The 24,865-nt window shown below is 61.0% G+C and carries 24 protein-coding genes; 10 read left to right on the plus strand and 14 right to left on the minus strand.

What is annotated here, in order from left to right; translation table 11 throughout:
• Positions 1 to 150 precede the first annotated feature (150 nt).
• From J3P93_RS23165 to J3P93_RS23185, 5 genes are all read left to right on the plus strand, one after another.
• Entirely contained in the window at positions 151 to 1,644 is a 1,494-nt protein-coding gene (locus J3P93_RS23165) for an RNA polymerase factor sigma-54 (RefSeq protein WP_434592319.1), read from the plus strand.
• 73 nt (positions 1,645 to 1,717) lie between these two features.
• Positions 1,718 to 2,026 carry a ribosome hibernation-promoting factor, HPF/YfiA family gene (hpf, locus tag J3P93_RS23170; RefSeq protein WP_434592321.1) on the plus strand — a complete coding sequence of 103 codons (309 nt, stop codon included), beginning with the start codon at positions 1,718 to 1,720 and terminating at the stop codon, positions 2,024 to 2,026.
• Positions 2,027 to 2,037: 11 nt separating this feature from the next.
• Positions 2,038 to 2,502, plus strand: a complete 465-nt coding sequence (gene ptsN / locus J3P93_RS23175; protein ID WP_434592323.1) for a PTS IIA-like nitrogen regulatory protein PtsN — start codon at positions 2,038 to 2,040, stop codon at positions 2,500 to 2,502.
• A gap of 2 nt (positions 2,503 to 2,504) precedes the next feature.
• The gene (gene rapZ, locus J3P93_RS23180; RefSeq protein WP_434592325.1) at positions 2,505 to 3,362 is read left to right on the plus strand and encodes an RNase adapter RapZ; all 858 of its coding nucleotides are present in this window, start codon (positions 2,505 to 2,507) and stop codon (positions 3,360 to 3,362) included.
• Between the two features lie 15 nt (positions 3,363 to 3,377).
• Entirely contained in the window at positions 3,378 to 3,653 is a 276-nt protein-coding gene (locus J3P93_RS23185; RefSeq protein ID WP_434592328.1) for an HPr family phosphocarrier protein, read from the plus strand.
• Positions 3,654 to 3,689: 36 nt separating this feature from the next.
• Here the strand turns inward: J3P93_RS23185 and J3P93_RS23190 are convergent, their stop codons facing one another.
• The 6 genes from J3P93_RS23190 to pmbA form a co-directional block, all read right to left on the minus strand.
• Positions 3,690 to 4,583, minus strand: a complete 894-nt coding sequence (locus tag J3P93_RS23190; protein ID WP_434592331.1) for a ZIP family metal transporter — start codon at positions 4,581 to 4,583, stop codon at positions 3,690 to 3,692.
• Positions 4,584 to 4,613: 30 nt separating this feature from the next.
• Positions 4,614 to 5,225 (minus strand): superoxide dismutase, encoded by a 612-nt coding sequence (locus tag J3P93_RS23195; RefSeq protein ID WP_434592334.1) that lies wholly within the window; start codon positions 5,223 to 5,225, stop codon positions 4,614 to 4,616.
• Position 5,226: 1 nt separating this feature from the next.
• On the minus strand, positions 5,227 to 5,667 hold the full coding sequence (locus tag J3P93_RS23200; protein ID WP_434592336.1) for a hypothetical protein: 441 nt from the start codon (positions 5,665 to 5,667) through the stop codon (positions 5,227 to 5,229).
• Positions 5,668 to 5,694: 27 nt separating this feature from the next.
• On the minus strand, positions 5,695 to 7,071 hold the full coding sequence (locus J3P93_RS23205; protein ID WP_434592338.1) for a class II fumarate hydratase: 1,377 nt from the start codon (positions 7,069 to 7,071) through the stop codon (positions 5,695 to 5,697).
• Positions 7,052 to 7,459, minus strand: coding sequence for a FagA protein (locus J3P93_RS23210; RefSeq protein ID WP_434592340.1), 408 nt, complete (start codon positions 7,457 to 7,459; stop codon positions 7,052 to 7,054). The genes J3P93_RS23205 and J3P93_RS23210 overlap by 20 nt, the downstream gene beginning before the upstream one ends.
• A 255-nt stretch (positions 7,460 to 7,714) precedes the next feature.
• Complete coding sequence (gene pmbA, locus J3P93_RS23215) at positions 7,715 to 9,067, minus strand: metalloprotease PmbA (protein WP_172833296.1); 1,353 nt, start codon at positions 9,065 to 9,067, stop codon at positions 7,715 to 7,717.
• 102 nt (positions 9,068 to 9,169) lie between these two features.
• Here pmbA and yjgA point away from each other — a divergent pair, with 102 nt between their 5' ends.
• On the plus strand, positions 9,170 to 9,694 hold the full coding sequence (yjgA, locus tag J3P93_RS23220; protein WP_090281772.1) for a ribosome biogenesis factor YjgA: 525 nt from the start codon (positions 9,170 to 9,172) through the stop codon (positions 9,692 to 9,694).
• Between the two features lie 51 nt (positions 9,695 to 9,745).
• On the opposite strand, the gene tldD is transcribed toward yjgA, so the two are convergent.
• From tldD to mreB, 8 genes are all read right to left on the minus strand, one after another.
• Positions 9,746 to 11,188: a metalloprotease TldD gene (tldD, locus tag J3P93_RS23225; protein ID WP_093104683.1), complete on the minus strand. Its 1,443-nt coding sequence runs from the start codon at positions 11,186 to 11,188 to the stop codon at positions 9,746 to 9,748.
• Between the two features lie 4 nt (positions 11,189 to 11,192).
• The gene (locus J3P93_RS23230; RefSeq protein WP_434592342.1) at positions 11,193 to 12,053 is read right to left on the minus strand and encodes a carbon-nitrogen hydrolase family protein; all 861 of its coding nucleotides are present in this window, start codon (positions 12,051 to 12,053) and stop codon (positions 11,193 to 11,195) included.
• 58 nt (positions 12,054 to 12,111) lie between these two features.
• Entirely contained in the window at positions 12,112 to 15,915 is a 3,804-nt protein-coding gene (locus J3P93_RS23235; RefSeq protein WP_434592344.1) for a YhdP family protein, read from the minus strand.
• Between the two features lie 75 nt (positions 15,916 to 15,990).
• On the minus strand, positions 15,991 to 17,448 hold the full coding sequence (gene rng / locus J3P93_RS23240; protein ID WP_434592345.1) for a ribonuclease G: 1,458 nt from the start codon (positions 17,446 to 17,448) through the stop codon (positions 15,991 to 15,993).
• Positions 17,449 to 17,506: 58 nt separating this feature from the next.
• Positions 17,507 to 18,103 carry a Maf family protein gene (locus J3P93_RS23245; protein ID WP_434592347.1) on the minus strand — a complete coding sequence of 199 codons (597 nt, stop codon included), beginning with the start codon at positions 18,101 to 18,103 and terminating at the stop codon, positions 17,507 to 17,509.
• A 37-nt stretch (positions 18,104 to 18,140) separates the two neighbouring features.
• A complete protein-coding gene (gene mreD, locus J3P93_RS23250) occupies positions 18,141 to 18,632 on the minus strand; it encodes a rod shape-determining protein MreD (RefSeq protein ID WP_090281766.1) in 492 nt (163 codons plus the stop codon).
• Positions 18,632 to 19,684, minus strand: coding sequence for a rod shape-determining protein MreC (gene mreC / locus J3P93_RS23255; RefSeq protein WP_434598469.1), 1,053 nt, complete (start codon positions 19,682 to 19,684; stop codon positions 18,632 to 18,634). The genes mreD and mreC overlap by 1 nt, the downstream gene beginning before the upstream one ends.
• A gap of 189 nt (positions 19,685 to 19,873) precedes the next feature.
• A complete protein-coding gene (mreB, locus tag J3P93_RS23260) occupies positions 19,874 to 20,911 on the minus strand; it encodes a rod shape-determining protein MreB (protein ID WP_002555108.1) in 1,038 nt (345 codons plus the stop codon).
• A 211-nt stretch (positions 20,912 to 21,122) separates the two neighbouring features.
• Between mreB and gatC the strand changes: the two genes are divergently transcribed.
• The 4 genes from gatC (at position 21,123) to J3P93_RS23280 (ending at position 24,855) form a co-directional block, all read left to right on the plus strand.
• The gene (gatC, locus tag J3P93_RS23265) at positions 21,123 to 21,410 is read left to right on the plus strand and encodes an Asp-tRNA(Asn)/Glu-tRNA(Gln) amidotransferase subunit GatC (protein WP_007976465.1); all 288 of its coding nucleotides are present in this window, start codon (positions 21,123 to 21,125) and stop codon (positions 21,408 to 21,410) included.
• A gap of 16 nt (positions 21,411 to 21,426) precedes the next feature.
• Complete coding sequence (gatA, locus tag J3P93_RS23270) at positions 21,427 to 22,878, plus strand: Asp-tRNA(Asn)/Glu-tRNA(Gln) amidotransferase subunit GatA (protein ID WP_434592350.1); 1,452 nt, start codon at positions 21,427 to 21,429, stop codon at positions 22,876 to 22,878.
• A gap of 10 nt (positions 22,879 to 22,888) precedes the next feature.
• A complete protein-coding gene (gatB, locus tag J3P93_RS23275) occupies positions 22,889 to 24,334 on the plus strand; it encodes an Asp-tRNA(Asn)/Glu-tRNA(Gln) amidotransferase subunit GatB (RefSeq protein ID WP_090281763.1) in 1,446 nt (481 codons plus the stop codon).
• A 149-nt stretch (positions 24,335 to 24,483) separates the two neighbouring features.
• Entirely contained in the window at positions 24,484 to 24,855 is a 372-nt protein-coding gene (locus J3P93_RS23280; protein ID WP_434592351.1) for a septal ring lytic transglycosylase RlpA family protein, read from the plus strand.
• Positions 24,856 to 24,865 lie beyond the last annotated feature (10 nt).

The following is a 24,865-nucleotide window of genomic DNA, read 5'->3' on the forward strand; positions in this document are numbered from 1 at the left end:
TCGATCAAGCCGGTTTTTATACCGTTTAATTGTTACAGCGCTCTAGGCAAACACTTCAGTTTCAGGCATATAATTTGCTTAAGTTTGGCGCTTCGGCGCCCTGTAGTGGATGGCGCATAGCGCCGGCGAATAAGGTGTTAAGCCCCTGCCATGAAACCATCGCTAGTCTTGAGAATGGGCCAGCAGCTGACGATGACACCGCAGCTGCAACAGGCCATCCGCCTGCTCCAATTGTCGACCCTGGATCTGCAACAGGAAATCCAGGAGGCTCTGGAATCCAACCCGATGCTCGAACGCCAGGAAGAAGGCGACGACTTCGACAATTCCGATCCGCTGGCCGACAACGTCGAGCAAAAGCCCAACCCCGACATTCAGGAACCTTCTTACCAGGAAGCCGCGCCGACGGTCGATAACCTCGACGACGGCGAATGGAGCGAGCGCATCCCCAACGAGCTGCCGGTCGACACGGCCTGGGAAGACGTTTACCAGACCAGCGCCAGCAGCCTGCCGAGCAGCGACGATGACGAGTGGGATTTCACCACCCGCACTTCCGTCGGCGAAAGCCTGCAGAGCCATTTGCTTTGGCAGTTGAACTTGGCACCGATGTCCGACACCGATCGCCTGATCGCCGTGACCCTGATCGACTGCATCAACAATCAGGGCTATCTGGACGAGACCCTCGAAGAAATCCTCGACGCCTTCGATCCGGAACTGGACATTGAACTGGACGAGATCGAAGCCGTCCTGCACCGCATCCAGCAATTCGAGCCTGCGGGCATCGGCGCACGCAATCTCAGCGAATGCCTGCTGCTGCAACTGCGCCAGTTGTCGGCAAAAACGCCGTGGCTGGCAGAGGCCAAGCGCCTGGTCAGCGACTATATCGACCTCCTTGGCAGCCGCGACTACAGCCAGTTGATGCGGCGCATGAAACTCAAGGAAGACGAACTGCGCCAGGTCATCGAACTGGTGCAGAGCCTCAATCCACGTCCGGGCTCTCAGATCGAGTCCACCGAAGCCGAATACGTCGTTCCTGACGTCATCGTGCGCAAGGACAACGAGCGCTGGCTGGTCGAGCTGAACCAGGAATCGGTACCGCGTCTACGCGTCAACGCTCAGTACGCCGGTTTCGTAAAACGCGCCGACACCAGCGCCGACAACACCTTCATGCGCAATCAGCTTCAGGAAGCCCGCTGGTTCATCAAGAGCCTGCAGAGCCGCAACGAAACCCTGATGAAAGTCGCCACGCAGATCGTCGAGCATCAGCGCGGCTTCCTCGAGTACGGCGACGAAGCCATGAAACCGCTGGTCCTGCATGACATCGCCGAGGCGGTGGGCATGCACGAATCGACGATTTCCCGTGTGACCACACAAAAATTCATGCATACCCCGCGCGGTATTTATGAGCTGAAATACTTTTTCTCCAGCCACGTCAGTACCTCCGAAGGCGGCGAATGCTCGTCCACGGCGATCCGCGCGATCATCAAGAAACTGGTTGCCGCGGAAAATCAGAAAAAGCCGTTGAGTGACAGCAAGATCGCTGGTTTACTGGAGGCACAAGGCATTCAGGTGGCTCGCCGCACCGTCGCCAAGTACCGCGAATCCCTCGGAATCGCGCCTTCGAGCGAACGCAAGCGGTTGATGTAAGCCACGTTACAGCGTTCCAGTGGCAGGCTTTTCGGCCTGCCGCTTTATGCACTGGCAACGAAGGAGAAGCTGTATGCAAGTCAACATCAGTGGACACCAACTGGAAGTGACCGAACCTCTGCGCACCTACATCGGCGAAAAACTCGACCGACTGGAGCGGCATTTCGACAAGATCACCAACGTGCAGGTCACGATGTGCGTCGAAAAGCTGAAGCAGAAAATCGAAGCCACGCTGCATATTCCCGGCGGAGAAGTAGTTGCCAATGCCGAGCACGACGACATGTATGCCGCCATTGACCTGCTGACCGACAAGCTGGATCGCCAACTCAAAAAGCATAAGGAAAAGACCCAGAGCCTCCTCCAGGGCGCGACCGGTCGTTAACACCCTCATCCATGATCCGACTTGAAACCATCCTGACCCCCGGCCGTTCCCAAGTGAACGCGCCGGGCGGCAGCAAGAAAAAAGCCCTCGAACAGATTGCCAACCTGATCCACCGCGAAGTCCCGGATCTGGAGATGCAGGATGTATTCGAGGCGCTGATTGCCCGTGAAAAACTCGGTTCCACCGGTTTTGGTAACGGCATTGCCATTCCCCATTGCCGCCTGAAGGGCTGCTCAGCGCCAGTCAGTGCCCTGCTGCACCTTGAGGCCCCGATCGATTTCGACGCCATCGATGGCGCCCCGGTAGACCTGCTGTTCGTGTTGCTGGTCCCGGAAGCCGCCACCGATGCACACCTGGAACTGCTGCGCCAGATCGCCAGCATGCTCGATCGCAAGGAAGTGCGTGAAAGACTGCGCAGCGCGCCAGACAACGAAGCCTTGTACCAGGTTGTACTGGACGAGCAGAACGGGCATTAATCATGCGCTTGATCATCGTCAGTGGCCGCTCGGGCTCGGGCAAGAGTACTGCGCTGAATGTCCTTGAGGACAACGGCTACTACTGCATCGACAACCTTCCGGCCGGCTTGCTGCCGGAACTGGCCGAACGAGCGCTGATCCACACGGAACTCGCCCAACCGCTGGTGGCCGTGTCGATCGATGCGCGCAACTTGCCCAGTCATCTGTCACGATTTCCGGAACTGCTCGAAGACGCGCGCAGCAAGCATATCCAGTGTGACGTGCTGTATCTGGATGCGGATGAAGAAACGCTGCTCAAGCGTTTTTCCGAAACCCGTCGCCGGCATCCGCTGAGCAACGCCAATCGCTCACTGGCCGAGGCGATCCACGATGAAAGCGCCCTTCTCGGCCCGATCGCCGACCTGGCCGACCTGAAGATCAACACCACCAACCTCAACCTGTACCAGCTGCGCGACACCCTCAAATTGCGCCTGCTGAATCAGCCTGAGCCGGGTACGGCGTTTCTGGTCGAATCATTCGGTTTCAAGCGCGGCATGCCGGTGGATGCGGATCTGGTGTTCGACGTACGCTGCTTGCCCAATCCCTATTGGAAGCCGGAATTACGTGAGCAGTCCGGTCTCGACGCACCGGTGGCCGAATACCTGGCCGAACAGCCGGACGTCGAAGAAATGTATCAGGACATCTATGCCTACCTGCACAAGTGGCTGCCGCGCTTTGCTGCGAGTAATCGTGCCTATGTGACAGTCGCCATCGGCTGTACCGGGGGTCACCACCGCTCCGTCTACCTGACCGAACGTCTGGGTCAGGCCCTGCAGAAAACCTTGAAAAACGTCCAGGTCCGCCACCGCGACCTCACCTAAAGGATCCACACCGCGATGCCTGCTCGTGAAATCGAAATCATCAACAAACTCGGTTTGCATGCCCGAGCGTCGGCAAAATTTGTCGGCGTGGCGGGCAAGTTTCCGGAGACTACGATCAGGGTAGGCCGCACGCCCGAGAACACAGTCGATGGAAAAAGCATCATGGCGATGATGATGCTCGCGGCAGGCAAGGGCACCAAAATCCATTTGAGCACCGAAGGCGAACAAGCTCAGGAAGCCATGGACGCCTTGGTGGCGCTGATCAACAACTACTTCGATGAAGGTGAATAAGCCTGTTGCGACGGAGCAATTCTTCGTCGCGACAATTCAACCCAACGCCGTATCCATCACCATCATCAGACAAAACCCGATCAGCAAACCAAGGCTCGCGAGCTTGTCATGGCCATGGCGTCGCGACTCGGGAATCACTTCGTGAGTCACCACCAGCAACATCGCCCCAGCCGCCAGCGCCAGCCCCAATGGCAGCAACACTTGGGCGAGGCTGACCAGCCACGCGCAAAGCAGCGCAAACACCGGCTCGACGAGACCTGACGCCGCGCCGATCAGGAACGCCCTCACTCGCGACATTCCCGCCCCGACCAATACCAGTGCGATCACCAGACCTTCGGGCACATCCTGCAAAGCGATGCCCATGGCCAGGCTGTCCGCATCCGGCATGCCGCCGCCGGCAGACACGCCGACGGCCATGCCTTCCGGAATGTTGTGAGCAATGATGGCGAACACGAACAGCCAGATACGCGGCGGTATCACCGGACGCTCGAGGGTGCCGACAAGCATTTGCGGGGTAGCGCCGGAAACCTTGCGATCGACCAGATACAGGCCAAACGCGCCGAGCAGGATGCCGAAGCAGATCAGGCCACTGGCGCCCCAAGGTGTCAGACCGAGACTTTCGGCCGCAGCGATGCCCGGCACGATCAACGAAAACGCAGTCGCCGCCAGCATCACCCCGGCACCAAAACCCAGCAAGGTATCGCTGAGCGCTTGCGGCATCCGCCGGATGACCAGCACCGGCACCGCGCCAAGCGCCGTGCCGAGGGCGCACAGAGCACCGCCCTGCAATGCACGCAGCAGGCGCGGTTCCAGATTCAGCCATTGCAGCCCGTGAGCGACCAACAAGGTCATCCCCGCCAATAGCAACAGCGATCCGACTGCGTAACGAAACATACGCCCATTGCCAGTCGCCAGTGTTTCAGTGCCCATAGTCAGCCCTGGTTTGTTCTTATAGATGGGTTAAACCAGTGCGGCCTGATAACGCGCCGCGACTTCAGGCCAATTGATCACGTTGTAAAACGCATTGATGTATTCCGGGCGACGGTTCTGGTAGCGCAGGTAGTAGGCGTGCTCCCAAACGTCGAGACCGAGGATCGGCGTGTTGCCGTTCATCAGCGGGCTGTCCTGATTGCCGCTGCTTTCGACGATCAGTTTCTTCTCCAGGGTGACGCTGAGCCAGGCCCAGCCACTGCCAAAACGGGTCAGCGCCGCTTTGGTGAACGCTTCCTTGAAACTGTCGAGGCCACCCAGTTGCTCATCGATAGCCCTGGCCAGCGCGCCATCCGGTTTGCCGCCACCGCCTGGCACCATGACTTCCCAGAACAGCGAGTGGTTGGCGTGACCGCCGCCCTGATTGATCACCGCCGCCCGCAGTTTTTCCGGCAGTTGCTGGACGCTGGCGACCAGTTTCTCCACCGGCCACTCGGCGTATTCGGTGCCCTCGACCGCGGCATTGAGGTTGTTGATGTAAGTCTGGTGATGTTTGGTGTAGTGGATTTCCATGGTCTGCGCATCGATGTGCGGTTCCAGAGCATCGTAGGCGTAAGGCAAGGCAGGCAAGGTAAAAGCCATTTCAATGGACTCCATAGTGGTGTGAAGCAGGCGCGCGGCGTGTATTACCGGTATCCGGGTGCAGCAGGCGTTGGGTGCGCGGGTATTCGCCGTGGTCGCTGATGAAATTCAGCAGCTCGACATAGGTCTTGCTGCTTTGACGCAATGCCGCTTCCCGCAGGGCCGGGCGCAGCCGTTCGTCCTGCATGGTCTGCAACAGCCGCTGATGGATGGCGCACAGATATTCGGCGCTCTCCTCGGGCTGATTCAGGCGCAGGTGCAGATCTGCGAGGTTGTGGTGGGAGATGACGCAGGCCGCCACCGCTTCGTCGGCGTCCGCCCAGCGCTCGAACAACACTTGCGCCAGGGCCAGGGCTTGCAGATAGGCCTCACGGGCGTCGATCAATTCGCCGAGCATGAAGCAGCGATTGGCCCGTTCGATCGTGCGTTTCCAGTGCTCCATGGTGAGCCTCCAAAGCGGTTGCGGGGTTTACACGCCGCCGGCGGTGAGCTTCTCGGGGTTGAGTAGCTCTTCCAGCTGGCTGCGCGACAGATCGGTATGCTCCAGCGCGACGTCAATGACCGCGCGGCCTTCCTTGTAGGCCTGCTTGGCGATTTCGGCGGCTTTCTGGTAACCGATGATCGGGTTGAGCGCGGTCACCAGAATCGGATTGCGCGACAGGGCTTCCTTCAAGCGCGCCTCGTTGACCCTGAAACTGGCGATGGCCTTGTCGCCGAGCAGGCGACTGGAATTGGCCAGCAGCTCGATGCTGCTGAGCAGGTTCTGCGCGATGATCGGCAGCATCACGTTCAATTCGAAATTGCCCGACTGGCCGGCAATGGTGATCACCGCATCGTTGCCGATCACCTGCGCGGCGACCATGGCCGTGGCTTCGGGGATCACCGGATTGACCTTGCCCGGCATGATCGACGAGCCCGGTTGCAGTGCCTCCAATTCGATTTCACCGAGACCGGCCAAAGGACCGGAGTTCATCCAGCGCAAGTCGTTGGCGATTTTCATCAACGACACGGCGGTGGCCTTGAGCTGACCGGAAACCGCAACAGCGGTGTCCTGCGAGCCAATCAGCGCAAACAGATCCTTGCCCGGGGTGAACTGCACGTCAGTCAGTTGGCTCAGCTGACGGCTGAAACGCGCGGCGAATTCCGGGTGCGCGTTGATGCCGGTGCCGACCGCGGTGCCGCCCTGCGCCAGCGATTGCAGGCTCGGCAGCAGATCCTGCAGGTGGCCGATATTGGCCTTGAGCTGCTGCGCCCAGCCATTAAGCACCTGACTCAGACGCACCGGCATGGCGTCCATCAAATGCGTGCGGCCGGTCTTGACATGGTGATGAACCTGCCCGGCTTTTTGTTCGATCACCTGCACCAGGTGCAGCAGCGCCGGCAGCAGTTGTTCATGCAGTCCCAGCGCGGCGCTGACATGGATGGTGGTCGGAATGATGTCGTTGCTGCTCTGGCCGCAATTGACGTGATCGTTGGCATTCAGCGGCTCGTCGAGCAAGCGGCTGGCGAGCGTGGCGATGACTTCGTTGGCGTTCATGTTCGAGCTGGTGCCCGAGCCGGTCTGGAAAATATCCACCGGAAAATGCCGCATGAAATCGCCTTCGAGCAGGCCTTGTGCGGCATCGCTGATGGCTTTGCCCTGAGCGGCGCTGATCTGGTTCAGTTCGACGTTGGCGCGGGCTGCGGCGGCTTTGGCGAGGATCAGCGCGCGGATGAATTGCGCCGGCATCGGCTTGCCACTGATCGGGAAATTGTCCACCGCGCGCTGGGTCTGCGCGCCGTAGAGAGCGTCCACCGGCACCTGCAGTTCGCCCATGCTGTCGCGCTCAATACGTGTCTTGGTCATTGGAATGTCCTTGCAGCAGTTCAGAAAGAGGAATCGATGGCAGCAGTTCGCAAGTGGCGAGCTGCCAGGTGTAGCGTTGCCAGCGCTGCAATCGGCATCTGCAAAGGGACAGGCGCTCCATGTCGCGCAACGGGCGCCAGGCTTGGTCAAGACAGAGGCTGCGCCAGTGCCAGGGCAAGGCAATGTCCGTGGCGGTGTCGAGCAGCAAACGGAAGGAAGTTTCAGCGACAGTCCACGGTGATGTTGCGGTGCAACACGACAGGTAGCGCCCTTCAGCCAGGTAATGCTCGATCAGGCGCGGTTCGTCAGCATCCATCGCGCAACGGATCTGGCGACTCATCCAGCGCCAGCTTTCGAGGTAGGGCTGCTCGTGCAAGGCAGAACTCATGATCCGGGACTCGTTCGGAGATGAGATTCATTATTAGATGATAATGAGAACCAAAACAAGAGCGCCAAGCTATGGAGATTTTAGGATGGGACCTAGCCTGCTCGCGAAAGCGGTGTATCAGAAATAGAATTTTCGGCTGACACACCGCATTCGCGAGCAGGCTCGCTCCCACAAGGGATCTGTGGCGAGAGCAATGAAAAAGGCGAGTCATCCACAGCGGATGGCGCGCCTTTTTGCTCAGCGGATTGCGGGGGTTCAGCTGCCTGCGACGGTCATCCGTTCGATCAACACCGAACCGGTGCGAATGTTGCTGCGCAACTCCAGATCATTACCGACGGCAACGATCTGCTTGAACATGTCGCGCATGTTGCCGGCGATGGTCACTTCCTGCACGGCGAATTGAATCTCGCCGTTCTCGACCCAGAAACCTGCCGCACCGCGCGAATAGTCGCCGGTGACCATGTTCAGACCATGGCCCATCAGCTCGGTGACCAGCAGTCCGCGGCCCATGCGTTTCAACAGCGCCGCCTGGTCTTCATCGCCATGGGTGACGAACAGGTTATGCACGCCACCCGCGTTGGCGGTGCTCGGCATGCCCAGTTTGCGGCCAGAGTAGGTACCGAGAATGTACGAGACCAATTCGCCGTTCTCGACGAACGGTTTGGCGTAGGTCGCCAGACCGTCACCGTCATACGAAGCGCTGCCCATGGCGCGCATCAGATGCGGACGCTCGTCGATGGTCATCCATTCCGGGAACAGCTTCTGGCCAAGCGTGCCTTCGAGGAATGACGATTTGCGGTACAGACTGCCGCCGGACACCGCCGAGAGAAAGCTGCCGAACAGACCACCAGCCAGCTCGGCGGAAAACAGCACCGGCACTTCACAGGTCGGCACCGGACGCGCACCGAGACGACTTGCCGCCCGCTGCGCGGCTTTTTGGCCGATGCTCACCGGATCGGCCAGCAGCGTGCCCTGTCGATTCACGTCATACCAATAATCACGCTGCATCTGCCCGTCAGCCTCGGCAATCATCACGCAACTCAGGCTGTGCCGGGTCGAAGCGTAACCGCCGATGAAGCCGTGGCTGTTGCCGTACACGCGGCAACCCTGATGGGTGCTGAGGGTGGTGCCGTCGGCGTTCTTGATGCGCGCGTCGGCATCGAATGCCGCCGCTTCACACAGCAAGGCCTTCTCGATGGCCTGCTCCGGAGTGATATCCCATTCATGGAACAGATCAAAATCGTGCTGCTCCCTGGCCATCAACGCTGCATCGGCAAGGCCCGAGGCTTCGTCTTCGGAGGTGTGTCTGGCGATGGCCAGCGCGGCGGCGACAGTCTCGCGAATGGCGTCCGGGCCGGTCGCCGAGGTGCTGGCCGAACCCTTGCGCTGGCCGACGTACAAGGTGATGCCAAAGCCCTGATCACGGTTGAACTCGACCGTTTCGACTTCGCGCTGGCGCACCGAGGTCGACAAACCCTGTTCCAGCGACACTGCGACTTCGCAGGCACTGGCGCCCTGACGCTTGGCTTCGGCGATGATCTGCTCGACCTGTTCCTGCAGTGCCGGCAATGCCTGCGGGCCGACGCTTTGAACTGCACTCATGCTCATCTCCACTCAAATTCTGCTTTCGGCTGGGGCCATCGAGCGACCGGGCCGGACAAGCGGCCCCCGACTGGTTATCATGGCGGCGTTTCTTTGCGGACTGCCACCATGGTTGATTCTTACGACGACTCCCTCGATACGGGAGAAAAAAGCAAATCTCAGGTCAAACGCGAGCTGCATGCTCTGGTTGACCTCGGCGAGCGCCTGACCACACTCAAGCCTGACTTGATCGCAAAACTGCCATTGACCGACGCCCTGCGCCGGGCCTTGGCCGATGCGCCCAAGCACACCGCGAACATCGCGCGTAAACGGCATCTGCAGTTCATCGGCAAACTGATGCGCGATCAGGACACTGACGCGATTCTGACCTTGCTCGATCAACTCGATGCGTCGACCCGCCAGTACAACGAGCGTTTCCACAATCTCGAACGCTGGCGCGACCGCCTGATCGGTGGCGATGACGCCGTGCTGGAGAAATTCGTCGTCGAGTACCCGGACGCCGATCGCCAGCAATTGCGTTCCCTGATCCGTCAGGCTCAGCACGAGGTTGCGCAAAACAAACCTCCTGCTTCCAGCCGCAAGATCTTCAAGTACATCCGTGAGTTGGACGAAACTCAACGCGGCCTGCGCTGATCTTCGCCACCGGGTGGCGGCCCTGCGCGCCACCCGAAGCTCCATCATTTCTTATGCGCCCGTGCCACCCACGGTGATCGCATCGATTTTCAGCGTCGGCTGGCCAACACCCACCGGCACTGATTGCCCATCCTTGCCGCACGTGCCGACACCGCTGTCCAGCGCCAGATCGTTACCAACCATCGACACACGGCTCATCGCCTCGGGGCCATTGCCGATCAACGTCGCGCCTTTGACCGGTGCAGTGATCTTGCCGTCCTCGATCAGGTACGCCTCGCTGGTGGAGAACACGAACTTGCCGCTGGTGATGTCAACCTGACCGCCGCCGAGATTGGCGCAGTAGATGCCTTTTTTCACCGAGGCGATGATTTCCGCCGGATCGCTTTCGCCGCCGAGCATGTAGGTGTTGGTCATGCGTGGCATCGGCAGATGCGCATAGGACTCGCGACGGCCGTTACCGGTACGGGCCACGCCCATCAGACGCGCGTTGAGTTTGTCCTGCATGTAACCCTTGAGCACGCCGTTTTCGATCAGCGTGGTGCACTCGGTCGGCGTGCCTTCGTCGTCGACACTCAGCGATCCGCGGCGGCCGCTCAAGGTGCCGTCGTCGACGATGGTGCACAGCTTCGACGCAACCATTTCGCCCATGCGCCCGCTGTAGGCCGAACTGCCCTTGCGGTTGAAATCGCCTTCGAGGCCGTGACCGACCGCCTCGTGCAGCAGTACCCCGGACCAGCCCGAACCGAGCACCACCGGCAAAGTGCCGGCCGGTGCCGGAATCGCTTCCAGATTGACCAGCGCCTGACGCAGCGCCTCACGGGCATAGCCCATGGCGCGGTCTTCGGCGAGGAAATAGCGGTAGTCGGTACGCCCGCCACCGCCATGCCCGCCGCGCTCGCGACGGCCATTCTGCTCAACGATGACGCTAACGTTGAAGCGCACCAGCGGCCGCACATCAGCGGCCAGGCCACCATCGGTGGACGCCACCAGAATCCGCTCCCAGACCCCGGCCATGCTCACGCTGACCTGCTGGATACGCGGATCGAGCGCGCGCGTAGCAACGTCGATACGCTTGAGCAGCTCGACCTTCTCGGCGCGGCTGAGCACTTCCAGCGGATTGTCCGGCGCGTACAGTTGCGCGACATCCTGAGTGCTGAACGCCTGCACCGTGCCATTCTGCCCGGCACGGGAGATCGAGCGCGCCGCACGGGCAGCGGCGCCAAGGGCTTCGAGGGTGATCGCGTTGCTGTAGGCGAAACCGGTTTTCTCACCGGACTGCGCACGTACGCCAACACCCTGGTCGAGGTTGAAGCTGCCTTCCTTGACGATGCCGTCTTCCAGCGCCCAGGATTCGGAAATCTGGCCCTGGAAATACAGATCGGCGGCATCGATGCCGGGGCCGGCGAGATCGCCGAGCACGCCTTGCAGGCTCTCGATCGTCACGCCGCCGGGCGCCAACAGGTGATCACTGACTGAGGACAACAACTCGCTCATGGGTTTACGCCTTAAATTCGTGTTCTGAAGCAGGCCGCTGCGCGCCCTGCGAGAAAAACCGCCGATGACTCGTCACCGGCATGCGCGCCCGGATGGACGCTTGTTCATTGCTGTCGCGTTCGGCCAACAACACCGCTTCGCCTTGATCCTGACTGGCCAGCACGCGCCCCCACGGGTCGACGATCGCGGCGTGGCCGAAGGTATCCCGCGGCCCCGGATGGGTCCCACCCTGCGCCGCGGCCAACAGATAACACTGCGTCTCGATGGCCCGCGCGCGAATCAACACTTCCCAATGCGCCGCGCCGGTCACCGCAGTAAACGCCGACGGTGCGCTGATCAATTCGGCGCCGGCCGCACGCAATTCGCTGTACAGCTCGGGGAAACGCAAGTCATAACACACCGTCAGACCGAGACGGCCCACTGGCGTGTCGGCCACCACTACATTGCCGCCATAAGCATAGTCATCGGATTCGCGGTAACGTCCGCGATTGTCGGCGACATCGACATCGAACAGGTGCAGCTTGTCGTAGCGGGCAACGATTTCGCCCTGATCATTGATCAGCAGCGAGCAGGCATGCGCCCTGGCCGTCGGCTGATTCGCCGGCGGCAACGGCAACGTGCCGGCCACTATCCATAAGGTGAGGTCGCGGGCGGTCTGTTTCAACCATGGCAGGATCGGCCCTTCGCCCAGCGCTTCGGCGCGACCGATATCAGCGACATCGCGACGGCCCATTGCCGCGAAGTTCTCCGGCAGCACCGCCAGCTTCGCGCCGCCGGCCGCGGCCTGTTCGAGCAGGCGCCGGGCCTGAGCCAGATTGGCCAGCACGTCACTCTGGCTGACCATTTGAATCACCGCTAAAGACATGGCGAACTCCCAACGAGGTATTTGGCCATGCTACTCCATCGCTTCAAGGCCGGGCCGTTCAAAAAGGTTTGTCGAAGGTGATTTTCGGTTCTTTCCATGGGCCTTTGACCGTGTATTTGACACTGGCGAAGCGCGCCACGCGGTCACCGATCAGCTTGTCGATCAGGAACAAGGCGCCACCAACCGCCGGCGCACCGACGATCAACGCGGCAATCGGCAGGTTGTTGGTGACCGGCAAGGTCACCAGCAATTTCGCATCGACCTTGTCGTCAACCAGATCGAGGGTACCGTCCAGCTCGAGGTTGCTCGACGGCCCGGTCAGGCGAATCGGCTCACGGGTCACATACACGCCGTTGTTGGCTACCAGCAGGCCTTTGACCCGGTCATAGCTCAGGCCTTTACCGAACAGGTCGGAAAAGTCCAGGCGCAAACGGCGGCCGATCGAATTGAAGTTGAGCAGACCGAACACCCGCAGGGCCTGTGCGCCGCCTTCGACTTCGACAAACTGGCCCTTGTTCAGCGAGGCATCCAGCGTTCCGGAGAAACGCTTGGTCGCCAGCCAGGCCGGCGAACCCGGCCAGCGGCCGTCGACGTCCATATGGAATTCTTCGCTGGTCACACTCGGCGCAAAACCCCAGCCCTTGAGCACGTCGGCGAGATTTTTGCCGCCGATACGCCCCTTGTACCAACTGCTGGTCGAACCCGGCGCGCCTTCCCAGCCACCATTGCCTTGCAACAGAATGCCCTTGAGGCCCATGTCGAGATTGTTCAGGGCGATGCCCTTGGCGGTCGGGCGAATTTTCAGCGACCAGCCTCCGACCAGGTCAGGCCCAAGGAACAATTGATTGAGGGTGATATCCAGCGCCGGGATTTTTGTCGGGTCGACCGAAGCCAGTGGATCAGGCGCATTTTCGTCAGCCTGTACCGCCGGGTCCGGCGCCGGCAGTTTCACATATTGCAGATTGACCGCGATCGGCACGCCTTTGGCGTCCGGCAGGCTCGCCGTGCCTTTGGCCTGCTGACTGTCGAGGGCCAGATTCCACGCTGCGGGCTTGCGATTGAGCTGAACCGATGCCTGATCCAGAGTTGTGCCCATTGCCGTGAGCTTGCCGACCTTGAAGTCAGCGCTGTTGAGCAATTGCTTGGCGCTGCCGCCCGGATCCTGCCCGGCGTACCGGTTGACCAGATCCTGCCAGGGCGCGACGTCCAGTTCCGACAGCACGCCACGAACGCGCAAGCCTTTGGCGCCCGGCAGCACGGCTTCGCCGGCACCGAGGAACAACTCGCCACGGCCCTCGGCAAAATTGCTCGGCGGCGCCGCGAAAGTGAAGTTGGCCAGTTGATCGTAATTGACCCAGTAACGCCGCTCCTGCCCCTGCAAGGTCATGCGAAATACAGTGTCGCGCCCGACATCCGCCGCCATGCCGAACGGCGCCGGCAGATCCACCGCCACGCCTTTGAGATTCGAGCTGACCATCAACTGACTGTCGGCGCCGTCCAGATTCAACTGCAACTGATAGGGAATCGTTCCGGACACCGGCAACGGTTGGGTCACGCCCAGCCAGTCAGTGAGCTTCTTGACCTCGACCTGCCCCGTCGCAGCGACCCGGGTCTTGAGCTTGCCGGGGCTGCCATCGGCGAAAATCTGCGCCGTGACGGGTTTGTCGAACGCCCTCGCGGCGATGTTCTGCCCGCTCAGGCCTTTGGCGCTGTCGAAGCGGAAATCGCCCTTGAGTTGCGTCAGTTCCAGTTTCGGCTCAGCCAGTTTCAAGCGGGCGTTGGCGGTCTTGAAGTCGACAAGGATTTTCGGTTGCTCGCCCTTGGCCAACGGCACGTCGAGTTTGAGCTTGCCGGTGAGATTACCCGCGCCTTCCCAACCGGCGAACGTATCGGCGGTGCCGATCGGCGCCTCCTGCAGGATTTTCAGTCCATCGCCCAAGCCACCGGCAAACGCGCCATCAAGCAACAGGTGAGTGTTCTGCCCGGCCGGCACATGGGGAATATTGACGAAGACATCGCTGACCTGGGTGTCCAGCAACTGGCCCTTGTCAGCCCAGATCCGCACGCCGCTGTCCTCGATGAACACATCGCCACTGGCCTTGCTCACGTGCGGCCAGCCCGGCTGAAAGGCCAATTCGGCATCATGCACCTTGAAGAACAGACTGATGCTGCGATCAGCATCCCCGGCATTCTTGCTCAGGGAGCCCTGATACTGGAAAAAACCCTGATCGACCGCGCCTTTGAGAATGGCTGTGCGCAACCATTCATCGAGCGCCGGGCTGAGCACTGCCGGCAGATATTTAGCGGTGTAACGGCCGTCGCCCTCGACCAGACCGACGCGCAGGTCCATGTAGTCTTCCTGGCTGTGGTCGAAGTGCAGGCGAATCAGGAAGTCACCGGCGATCTTGCCCTCCTCGCCCAGCACCTTCAGGTACGGCGCGATCAGGGTGAAGCCTTCCTTATCGAGCTTCCAGGTCAGCCGCGCGTTGGCTTGCAGGTATTGCCAGGGCTTGGCGAAGATCGGGTCCAGATGCAGGACAAAGTCCTTGCTGTCCAGACGCAACTCGCCGCCGTCGAGATTGCCGCTCAGGCTGCCGCTGACATTTCGTGCCGCCGGTGCGCCGTGGTAGGCATCGAAACCGACGTTATCCAGATTGGCAGCAAAGCCGAATTTGGTGCCGTCGGTGGCGTTCGGGCGGAAGTCCAGCAGGACATTGCGCAAGCCGCCAGTCACCTTGAGCCGCTCGACCACCGTGGCGAAACCCTGCGGCAACGGACCCAGCGCGTTGAGTAACGGGGTGAGCGGCGTCAGGTCGAGGCGATCGGCCTGCAAATGCCAGAGTTCTTCGACCTTGTCGTTCGCGCGGGTCTGCTGCACCTGCACGCGCGATTCCCAGCGGGTTTCGCCGAAGCTCATCGCCAGCGAATCGAGGATAACGCTCGCGCCCTCAGCACTGTTGCGGTAGTAGGCGTTGAGCGCGAGATTGTTGATCTGGATCGGCTTGCGCTCGGCGTAGGCGCCGGTGATTTGCGGGGCATTGAGGCGCAACGCCGCGCTTTGCAGGGTGCCCTCGGCCCAGTTCACCCAGAGCTCGCCGCCGGCCTTGATCTCGGAAAAATTCCACTGCTGGGTCAGGCGCTCGGGCAACCACTTCGACCAGTCGCTCTGCGGCAGGCTGGCGTAACCGTCAACCGTGCTGTTCTGCCACTGCTCCGGACGTAGCCGCGTGCGCAGGTTCAGCGCCACAGGCTGGCCGTCGGGCAAAGTCAGGCGTGCGTCGAGACGCTGGCGACTGGCGCCGGTTTGCAGGTTCAGCCCGACATAGGTCAGGGTCATTGGCGGGTGATCGAGCGGTTGCAGGGTCACTTGGCTATCGAGGATCGACAGCTGCTGAATCATCTGCGAACGCTGGAACAGTTGCGCGGCATCGAACGGCTGATCGTTTTGCACCGGCAGGCCTTCCAGCGCCCACTGGCCGTCTTCGCCTTCCTTGAGGCTGATCTTCAGGCCATTGAATTCAAGATGGGCGATGCGTACTTCGCGGGCGAGCAGACTGGCCCACAGATCCGGCACTGCGCGTACGCGGTCCAGACGCAGCGCATTGGCGCCGCTGCCGACCATCACGTCATGCGCCAGCAGGATCGGCGCAAAACCGCTCCAGTTGCCCTCCAGCTCGCCGATCTGCAACGGCATGCCGAGGGCGGCGCTGGCCTTGTCTTCGATTTCGGCACGGTATTCGGCCACGAGCGGGGTCAGTTCGCGGCCGAGACTGACATACAACGCCATCAACACCAGAACCAACGCGCACAGGCCCAGCCCCCAACGGGTGAGTGCGGCCAGAATGCGTGTCAGACGCTCCATGTCAGGTGGCTCCCATGGCAAAAATACTGCGAAAAGCTGAGGCCAGCCGCGTTGGATTAAGGGTGATGCAGGGGTTCAGAGCAGCACCACGTCATATTGTTCCTGGGAATACATGGTTTCCACCTGGAAGCGTATGGTGCGGCCAATGAACCCTTCAAGCTCGGCGACGTTACCGGATTCTTCATCGAGCAGGCGATCAACCACCTTCTGATTGGCCAGCACCCGATATCCCTCGGCCTGATAGGCGCGGGCTTCACGCAGGATCTCGCGGAAGATCTCGTAACAGATGGTTTCGGCGGTTTTCAGTTTGCCCCGGCCCTGACAACTGCTGCACGGCTCACACAGCACTTGCTCGAGGCTTTCGCGGGTACGCTTGCGGGTCATTTGCACCAGGCCCAGCTCGGTGATCCCGATGATGTTGGTCTTGGCGTGGTCGCGCTCCAGCTGTTTTTCCAGCGTGCGCAATACCTGGCGCTGGTGCTCTTCATCTTCCATGTCGATGAAATCGATGATGATGATCCCGCCCAGATTGCGCAGGCGCATTTGCCGGGCAATCGCGGTCGCTGCTTCGAGGTTGGTCTTGAAAATGGTTTCTTCCAGGTTGCGATGGCCGACGAACGCCCCGGTGTTGACGTCAATGGTGGTCATCGCTTCTGCCGGGTCGACCACCAGATAGCCGCCGGATTTCAGCGGCACCTTGCGCTCGAGGGCTTTCTGGATTTCGTCTTCGACGCCGTACAGATCGAAAATCGGTCGCTCGCCCGGATAGTGTTCCAGACGATCGGCGATTTCCGGCATGAGTTCAGCGACGAACTGCGTGGTTTTCTGGAAGGTTTCCCGGGAGTCGATGCGGATCTTTTCGATCTTCGGATTGACCAGATCGCGCAGGGTCCGTAACGCGAGGCCGAGGTCTTCGTAGATCACGCTCGGCGCGGAGATGGTTTTGATCTGTTCATTGATCTGGTCCCACAGGCGTCTCAGGTAGCGGATGTCCATGAGAATTTCATCGGCACCGGCGCCTTCGGCCGCAGTACGCAGAATGAAGCCACCCGCTTCCTTGATGCCTTCTTTGGCCACGCAATCGCTGACCACCTGCTTGAGACGTTCGCGCTCGGCTTCGTCTTCGATTTTCAGCGAGATGCCCACATGCGCCGTGCGTGGCATGTACACCAGATAGCGCGACGGGATCGACAGTTGCGTGGTCAGGCGCGCGCCCTTGGAGCCGATCGGGTCCTTGGTCACTTGCACCACCAGGCTCTGGCCTTCGTGCACCAGCGAACTGATGCTCTCGACCGCCGGGCCTTCGCGCAGGGAAATTTCTGCGGCGTGAATGAATGCCGCGCGGTCTAGACCGATATCGACGAATGCCGCCTGCATGCCTGGCAATACGCGCACGATCTTGCCTTTATAGATGTTGCCGACGATCCCGCGTTTTTGCGTGCGCTCAACGTGGACTTCTTGCAGCACACCGTTTTCGACCACCGCCACGCGCGATTCCATCGGCGTGATGTTGATCAGAATCTCTTCACTCATGGCAGGATCTCGTTCAGGCATGTTCACGATAATGGCCGCATCTGGATGGGTACGACGCTTATGGCGCGTTCAGGTTTTGCCAACAGGGTATGCCGAAATGGCCCAACACCTCGCAGGTTTCGCAAACGGGCAGGCCGACCACGGCCGAGTAGCTGCCATTGAGACCGGCAACGAACACCCCGCCGAGGCCTTGAATGCCATAACCGCCGGCCTTGTCTCGCGGTTCACCGCTGGCCCAGTAGGCGGCGGCCTCCTCGCGGCTGATCGGGCGAAAGCGCACCCGACTGCGCACCACCCGCGACTCGCAGCGTTCGCCTTCGAGCACGGCGATGGCGGTCAGCACCTCATGCTCCCTGCCCGACAACATCATCAGCATGGCGCATGCGTCGGCTTCGTCCACCGGTTTGCCAAGAATTTTGCCGTCGAGCACCACAGCGGTGTCGGCGCCCAACACACAGAAGCTCTGGGCGGACACGACGCTGCGGCGCCCGGCGTCAGCCTTGCCGCGCGCGAGGCGTTCGACATAGGCCGAGGGCGATTCTTCGGCTAAAGGGGTTTCGTCGATGTCCGCGCTGATGGCGGTGAATGCCACGCCGATCTGCGTGAGCAATTCACGCCGGCGCGGCGATCCGGAGGCGAGGTAAAGCGGCTTCATCAAAACATCTCCCTGTTCAGTGCCCTGCTTCACCGGCTCAATAGATTCTGTAACGTCGGCACAATCCGCGTAAGGCGAAACTGACCCACGGCCAGAGCAAGGCGCTGACCAACGCCGGCAGGACCAGGGCGAGGGTTGGCTGGCGGTTGCCGGTCAGGGCGCTGAGCCACAATTGGGCCAATTGCGCGAGACCGAAAATCACCAGGATCACCAGGCACTGCTGCCACATCGGAAACATGCGCAGACGCTGCTGCAACGACAGCACCAGGAAAGTGATCAGCGTCAGGATCAAAGCGTTCTGCCCGAGCAGATCGCCTTGCAGCACGTCTTCGGCCAGCCCCAGACAGAACGCCGTGACCATGCCGACCGTGTGCGGCATGTACAACGCCCAGAACGTCACCAGCAGGGCCAGCCAGAGCGGGCGCAGGATTTCCATGAAAATCGGCAGCGGCGACACACTGAGCAGGATGCCGATGACGAACGTCAGCCAGATCATCCAGCCATTACCCGAAGCTTTGGCCCCGACCATTATTCTCGTCCCCCGGTGGTGGCTGGCGGTTTCGCCGGTGGCTTTGTCGCTGCCGGTGGTTTGGCAGCGGCTGGCGGCTTGCTCGCCGCCGGCTTGGCAGATGTGGCGGCAGGCGCGGCTGCGGGCGCCGCCGCTTCGCTGGCAGGCGCAGCAGCCGGGGTCGCCGGCGTGGCCATGATCAAGGGCTTGGGTATGTTGACCGGCAACATCGGACCGCCACCGTGGGCGTCGAGCTGCTCCTGAGCCTGGGCGGCTTCGTTGGCGCGCTCTTCGGCGGTGCGGCTGTCGCTGAACACCAGCAGCAGGTAACGACTGCGATTCAGCGCGGCGGTCGGCACGGCGCGGACAATGGCGAACGGTTGGCCGGAATCGTGGATGACTTCCTTCACCGTGGCCACCGGGTAACCGGCCGGGAAACGCTGGCCGAGACCGGAGCTGACCAGCAGATCGCCTTCCTTGATATCCGCGGTGTCGGCGACATGGCGCAATTCCAGACGCTCCGGGTTGCCAGTGCCGCTGGCAATCGCGCGCAGACCGTTACGGTTGACCTGGACGGGAATACTGTGGGTGGTGTCGGTCAGCAGCAACACACGCGAGGTGTAAGGCATCAACTCGACCACCTGGCCCATCAGACCGCGCGCATCGAGCACCGGCTGGCCGAGGACCACGCCATCTCGCTCACCTTTGTTGATGATGATGCGATGGGTGAAGGGGTTGGGGTCCATGCCGATCAACTCGGCCACTTCGACCTTTTCATTGACCAGCGCAGAGGAGTTGAGCAACTCGCGCAGCCGAACGTTCTGCTCGGTCAGGGCCGCGAGCTTTTGCATGCGCCCCTGCAACAGCAGGTTTTCGGTCTTGAGTTTTTCGTTTTCGGCGACGAGCTCGGTGCGGCTGCCAAACTGACTGGCAACCCCGTCCCACAATCTGCCAGGCAGGTCAGTGATCCAGTAGGCATCCATCAGCACCAGCGACGCTTGTTTGCGCGCGGGCTTGAGCAGGTCGAAACGCGCATCGACCACCATCAGCGCGACCGACAGCACGGCCAGCACCAACAGGCGCACGCCCAACGAAGGGCCTTTGGCGAAAAGCGGTTTAATAAGCCGCTCCTCCCAGGCAAATGTTCTGTTTATTCATACGGCATCAAACCGGCCTGGATGAAGACTGACAGAAGATAAACGCCAACAGGCAGCACTGCAAAGTGCTGCCTGTGCGTTCACCCACGTATTGCTGCCAACGAATTATTCGCTGGAGAGCAGATCCATGGTGTGCTTATCCATCATTTCCAGCGCACGGCCACCGCCGCGAGCCACGCAAGTCAGCGGATCTTCGGCAACGATCACCGGCAGACCCGTCTCTTGCGCCAGCAGCTTGTCGAGGTCACGCAGCAGCGCGCCACCACCGGTCAGCACCAGGCCACGCTCGGCGATGTCGGACGCCAGTTCCGGCGGCGACTGCTCCAGCGCGCTTTTCACGGCCTGAACGATGGTTGCCAGCGACTCTTGCAGAGCTTCCAGCACTTCGTTGGAGTTCAGGGTGAATGCGCGAGGAACGCCTTCGGCCAGGTTGCGACCGCGAACATCGACTTCGCGAACTTCGCCGCCCGGGTAGGCCGTGCCGATTTCCTGCTTGATGCGCTCAGCGGTGGATTCACCGATCAGGCTGCCGTAGTTGCGACGTACGTAAGTGATGATCGCTTCGTCGAAACGGTCGCCGCCCACACGTACGGATTCGGCATAGACCACGCCGTTCAGGGAGATCAGTGCGATTTCAGTGGTACCACCACCGATATCGACCACCATCGAACCGCGTGCTTCTTCCACCGGCAGGCCGGCACCGATGGCAGCGGCCATTGGTTCTTCGATCAGGAACACTTCACGGGCTCCGGCGCCAAGGGCCGATTCACGGATGGCGCGACGCTCAACCTGAGTGGATTTGCATGGAACGCAGATCAGCACACGAGGGCTGGGCTGCAGAAAACTGTTTTCGTGAACCTTGTTGATAAAGTATTGCAGCATCTTTTCGCAGACGCTGAAGTCGGCGATCACGCCGTCCTTCATCGGACGAATGGCAGCAATGTTGCCCGGCGTACGGCCGAGCATGCGCTTGGCTTCGGTGCCGACAGCGACGACACTTTTCTGGTTACCGTGTGTCCGAATGGCCACAACCGATGGCTCATTCAGGACGATACCGCGCTCGCGCACGTAAATAAGGGTGTTGGCAGTGCCCAGGTCAATGGAAAGATCGCTGGAAAACATGCCACGCAGTTTCTTGAACATGGGAAAGGGACCCTAGGCAACGCGTGGGTAAAAAAGTGCGGCAAACTCTAACAACGACAGGGATTTTGGGCAAGGCGCCAATATGTTAAATTGGCCGCTTTTCTGTGCACCAAGCCCCACAATCGCGGCCTTATGACCGTAGAAGTGCGGTAGTGTTCCGACAATCTAACACACGGACGCCGTCCGTTCTGTTTTCCACAGGAGAATCCCGATGGCGCTAGAACGCTCCGACGTGGAAAAAATCGCTCATCTGGCCTGCCTTGGCCTCAATGATGCCGATCTTCCACACATTACTTCCGCCCTCAACAGCATTCTCGGTCTGGTCGACGAAATGCAGGCTGTTAATACCGACGGAATCGAGCCTCTGGCCCACCCGCTGGAAGCCAGTCAGCGCCTGCGCGCCGACGTTGTGACCGAGACCAATAACCGCGAGGCCTACCAGTCCATCGCACCAGCGGTCGAAAACGGCCTGTATCTGGTTCCGAAAGTCATCGACTAAAGGGAAAGAGCCTGCAATGCATCAATTGACTCTGGCCGAGATCGCCCGCGGTCTCGCCGATAAAAAGTTTTCCTCCGAAGAGCTGACCAAAGTCCTGCTGGCGCGCATCACCCAGCTCGATCCGCAGCTCAACAGTTTCATCAGCCTCACCGAAGAGCTGGCCCTCGAGCAGGCGAAAGCCGCCGACGCGCGCCGCGCCAACGGTGAGAGCGGCGCCCTGCTCGGCGCGCCGATCGCCCACAAAGACCTGTTCTGCACCCAGGGCATACGCACCAGCTGCGGCTCGAAGATGCTCGACAACTTCAAGGCGCCGTACGACGCCACCGTGGTGGCGAAGCTGGCTGCTGCCGGCGCCGTGACCCTGGGCAAGACCAACATGGACGAATTCGCCATGGGTTCGGCCAACGAGTCGAGCTGGTACGGCGCGGTGAAAAACCCGTGGAATCTGGACCACGTACCGGGCGGTTCGTCCGGTGGTTCGGCCGCCGCTGTCGCTGCTCGCCTGTTGCCTGCCGCGACCGCCACCGACACTGGCGGCTCGATCCGTCAGCCGGCAGCATTCACCAACCTCACCGGCCTGAAACCGACCTACGGTCGCGTATCGCGCTGGGGCATGATCGCCTACGCGTCCAGCCTCGATCAGGGCGGCCCGCTTGCGCGTACCGCTGAAGACTGCGCGATCCTGCTGCAAGGCATGGCCGGTTTCGATCAGAACGATTCGACCAGCATCGACGAGCCAGTGCCGGATTACTCCGCGAGCCTCGGCGATTCCCTGCAAGGCCTGCGCATCGGCGTACCGAAGGAATACTTCAGCGCCGGTCTCGACCCGCGCATTGCCGAACTGATCCAGAACAGCATCCAGCAGTTGCAGAAGCTCGGTGCGGTGATCAAGGAAATCAGCCTGCCGAACATGCAGCACGCGATTCCGGCGTACTACGTGATCGCCCCGGCAGAAGCCTCCTCGAACCTGTCGCGTTTCGACGGCGTGCGCTTTGGCCATCGCTGCGAGAACCCGGAAAACCTGATCGACCTGTACAAGCGTTCCCGTGGCGAAGGCTTCGGGCCTGAAGTGCAGCGCCGGATCATGGTCGGTGCCTACGCGCTGTCCGCCGGTTACTACGACGCCTACTACCTGAAAGCGCAGAAGATCCGTCGTCTGGTGAAGAACGATTTCATGACGGCCTTCAACGAAGTCGACATCATTCTCGGCCCGACCACGCCGAACCCGGCCTGGAAGCTCGGCGCGAAGAACAGCGACCCGGTCGCTGCCTATCTGGAAGACGTCTACACCATCACCGCCAACCTCGCCGGCCTGCCGGGCCTGTCGATGCCGGCCGGTTTTGTCGACGGTCTGCCGGTGGGCGTGCAATTGCTTGCGCCGTATTTCCAGGAAGGTCGCCTGCTCAATGTGGCGCACCAGTACCAGCTCAATACCGACTGGCACACCCGCACCCCAACCGGCTTCTGAGGAGACACACATGCAATGGGAAGTCGTGATCGGGCTGGAGATTCACACTCAGCTCACCACCCGGTCGAAAATCTTTTCCGGTAGTTCCACCACGTTCGGCTCCGAGCCGAACACCCAGGCCAGCCTGGTCGACCTGGGCATGCCCGGCGTGCTGCCGGTGCTCAACCAGGAAGCGGTGCGCATGGCGGTGATGTTCGGTCTGGCGATTGACGCCGAGATCGGTCAGCACAACGTGTTCGCACGCAAGAACTACTTCTACCCGGACCTGCCGAAGGGCTACCAGATCAGCCAGATGGAATTGCCGATCGTCGGTAAAGGCCACCTGGACATCGCCCTGGAAGACGGCACGGTCAAACGCGTCGGCATCACCCGTGCGCACCTGGAAGAAGACGCCGGCAAGAGCCTGCACGAAGAATTCAACGGCGCCACCGGCATCGACCTGAACCGTGCCGGCACGCCGCTGCTGGAAATCGTTTCCGAGCCGGACATGCGCAGTGCCAAGGAAGCCGTGGCTTACGTCAAGGCAATCCACGCGCTGGTGCGTTACCTGGGCATCTGCGACGGCAACATGGCTGAAGGTTCGCTGCGTTGCGACTGCAACGTCTCGGTGCGTCCTAAAGGCCAGGTCGAGTTCGGCACGCGCTGCGAGATCAAGAACGTCAACTCGTTCCGCTTCATCGAGAAGGCGATCAACTCCGAGATCCAGCGCCAGATCGAGCTGATCGAAGACGGCGGCAAAGTGATTCAGCAGACCCGCCTGTACGATCCGAACAAGGACGAGACCCGTCCGATGCGTTCGAAAGAGGAAGCCAACGACTACCGTTACTTCCCCGACCCGGACCTGCTGCCCGTGGTCATCGAGGAATCGTTCCTGGGCGAGGTGCGCGCCACCCTGCCGGAACTGCCACCGCAAAAGCGCGAGCGCTTCCAGAGCCAGTTCGGTCTGTCGGCCTATGACGCCAACGTGCTGGCCACCAGCCGTGAGCAAGCAGATTACTTCGAGAAAGTCGCAGCCATCGGCGGCGACGCGAAACTCGCGGCGAACTGGGTGATGGTCGAGTTGGGCAGCCTGCTCAACAAGCAAGGCGTGGACATCGACGAATCGCCGGTTTCCGCCGAGCAGCTGGGCGGCATGCTGCAGCGCATCAAGGACAACACCATCTCTGGCAAGATCGCCAAAGTGGTGTTCGAAGCGATGGCTAACGGCGAAGGCAGCGCGGACGAGATCATCGAAAAGCGCGGCCTGAAGCAAGTCACCGACACCGGCGCGATTTCGGCCGTGCTCGATGAAATGCTCGCGGCCAACGCCGAGCAGGTCGAACAGTACCGCGCGGCGGATGAAGCCAAACGCGGCAAGATGTTCGGCTTCTTCGTCGGCCAGGCCATGAAAGCCTCCAAAGGCAAGGCCAACCCGCAGCAAGTGAACGAACTGCTGAAAAGCAAGCTCGAAGGCTGACCACAAATGGAGCCAGATCCAAAGCCTGGCTCCATCCCCTGTAGGAGTGAGCCTGCTCGCGATCGCGAAATGTCAGACACTGAAAAGTTGACTGTCGAACCGCTATCGCGAGCAGGCTCACTCCTACATTTGATTCGGGATACCTTTGAATGAAGCGTCTGTTCCTGAGCAGCGCCCTGCTCTCCCTGCTGTCCGGTTGCGCCAGCACCGACACCATCGACCCGCACGGTTACGACCAGAGCGGCGTCGCCTCCTATTACGGAGCCAGACATCACGGTAAACGCACCGCCAGCGGCGAAGCGTTCAACCAGCATTCCCTGACTGCCGCCCACCGCCAATTGCCCTTTGGCACGCGGGTGAAAGTCACTAACCTGAAAAACGATGAATCGGTCGTGGTCCGCATCAACGACCGCGGCCCGCACACCCGTGGCCGGATAATCGACTTGTCACGCGAGGCCGCCGACCAGATCGGCATGCTGCGCAGCGGCACCGCGCGGGTTCGCGTACAGGCCCTCGATTAATGGAGCACCG

It is taken from the genome of Pseudomonas sp. R3-57, assembly GCF_051132065.1.
GTDB lineage: Bacteria > Pseudomonadota > Gammaproteobacteria > Pseudomonadales > Pseudomonadaceae > Aquipseudomonas.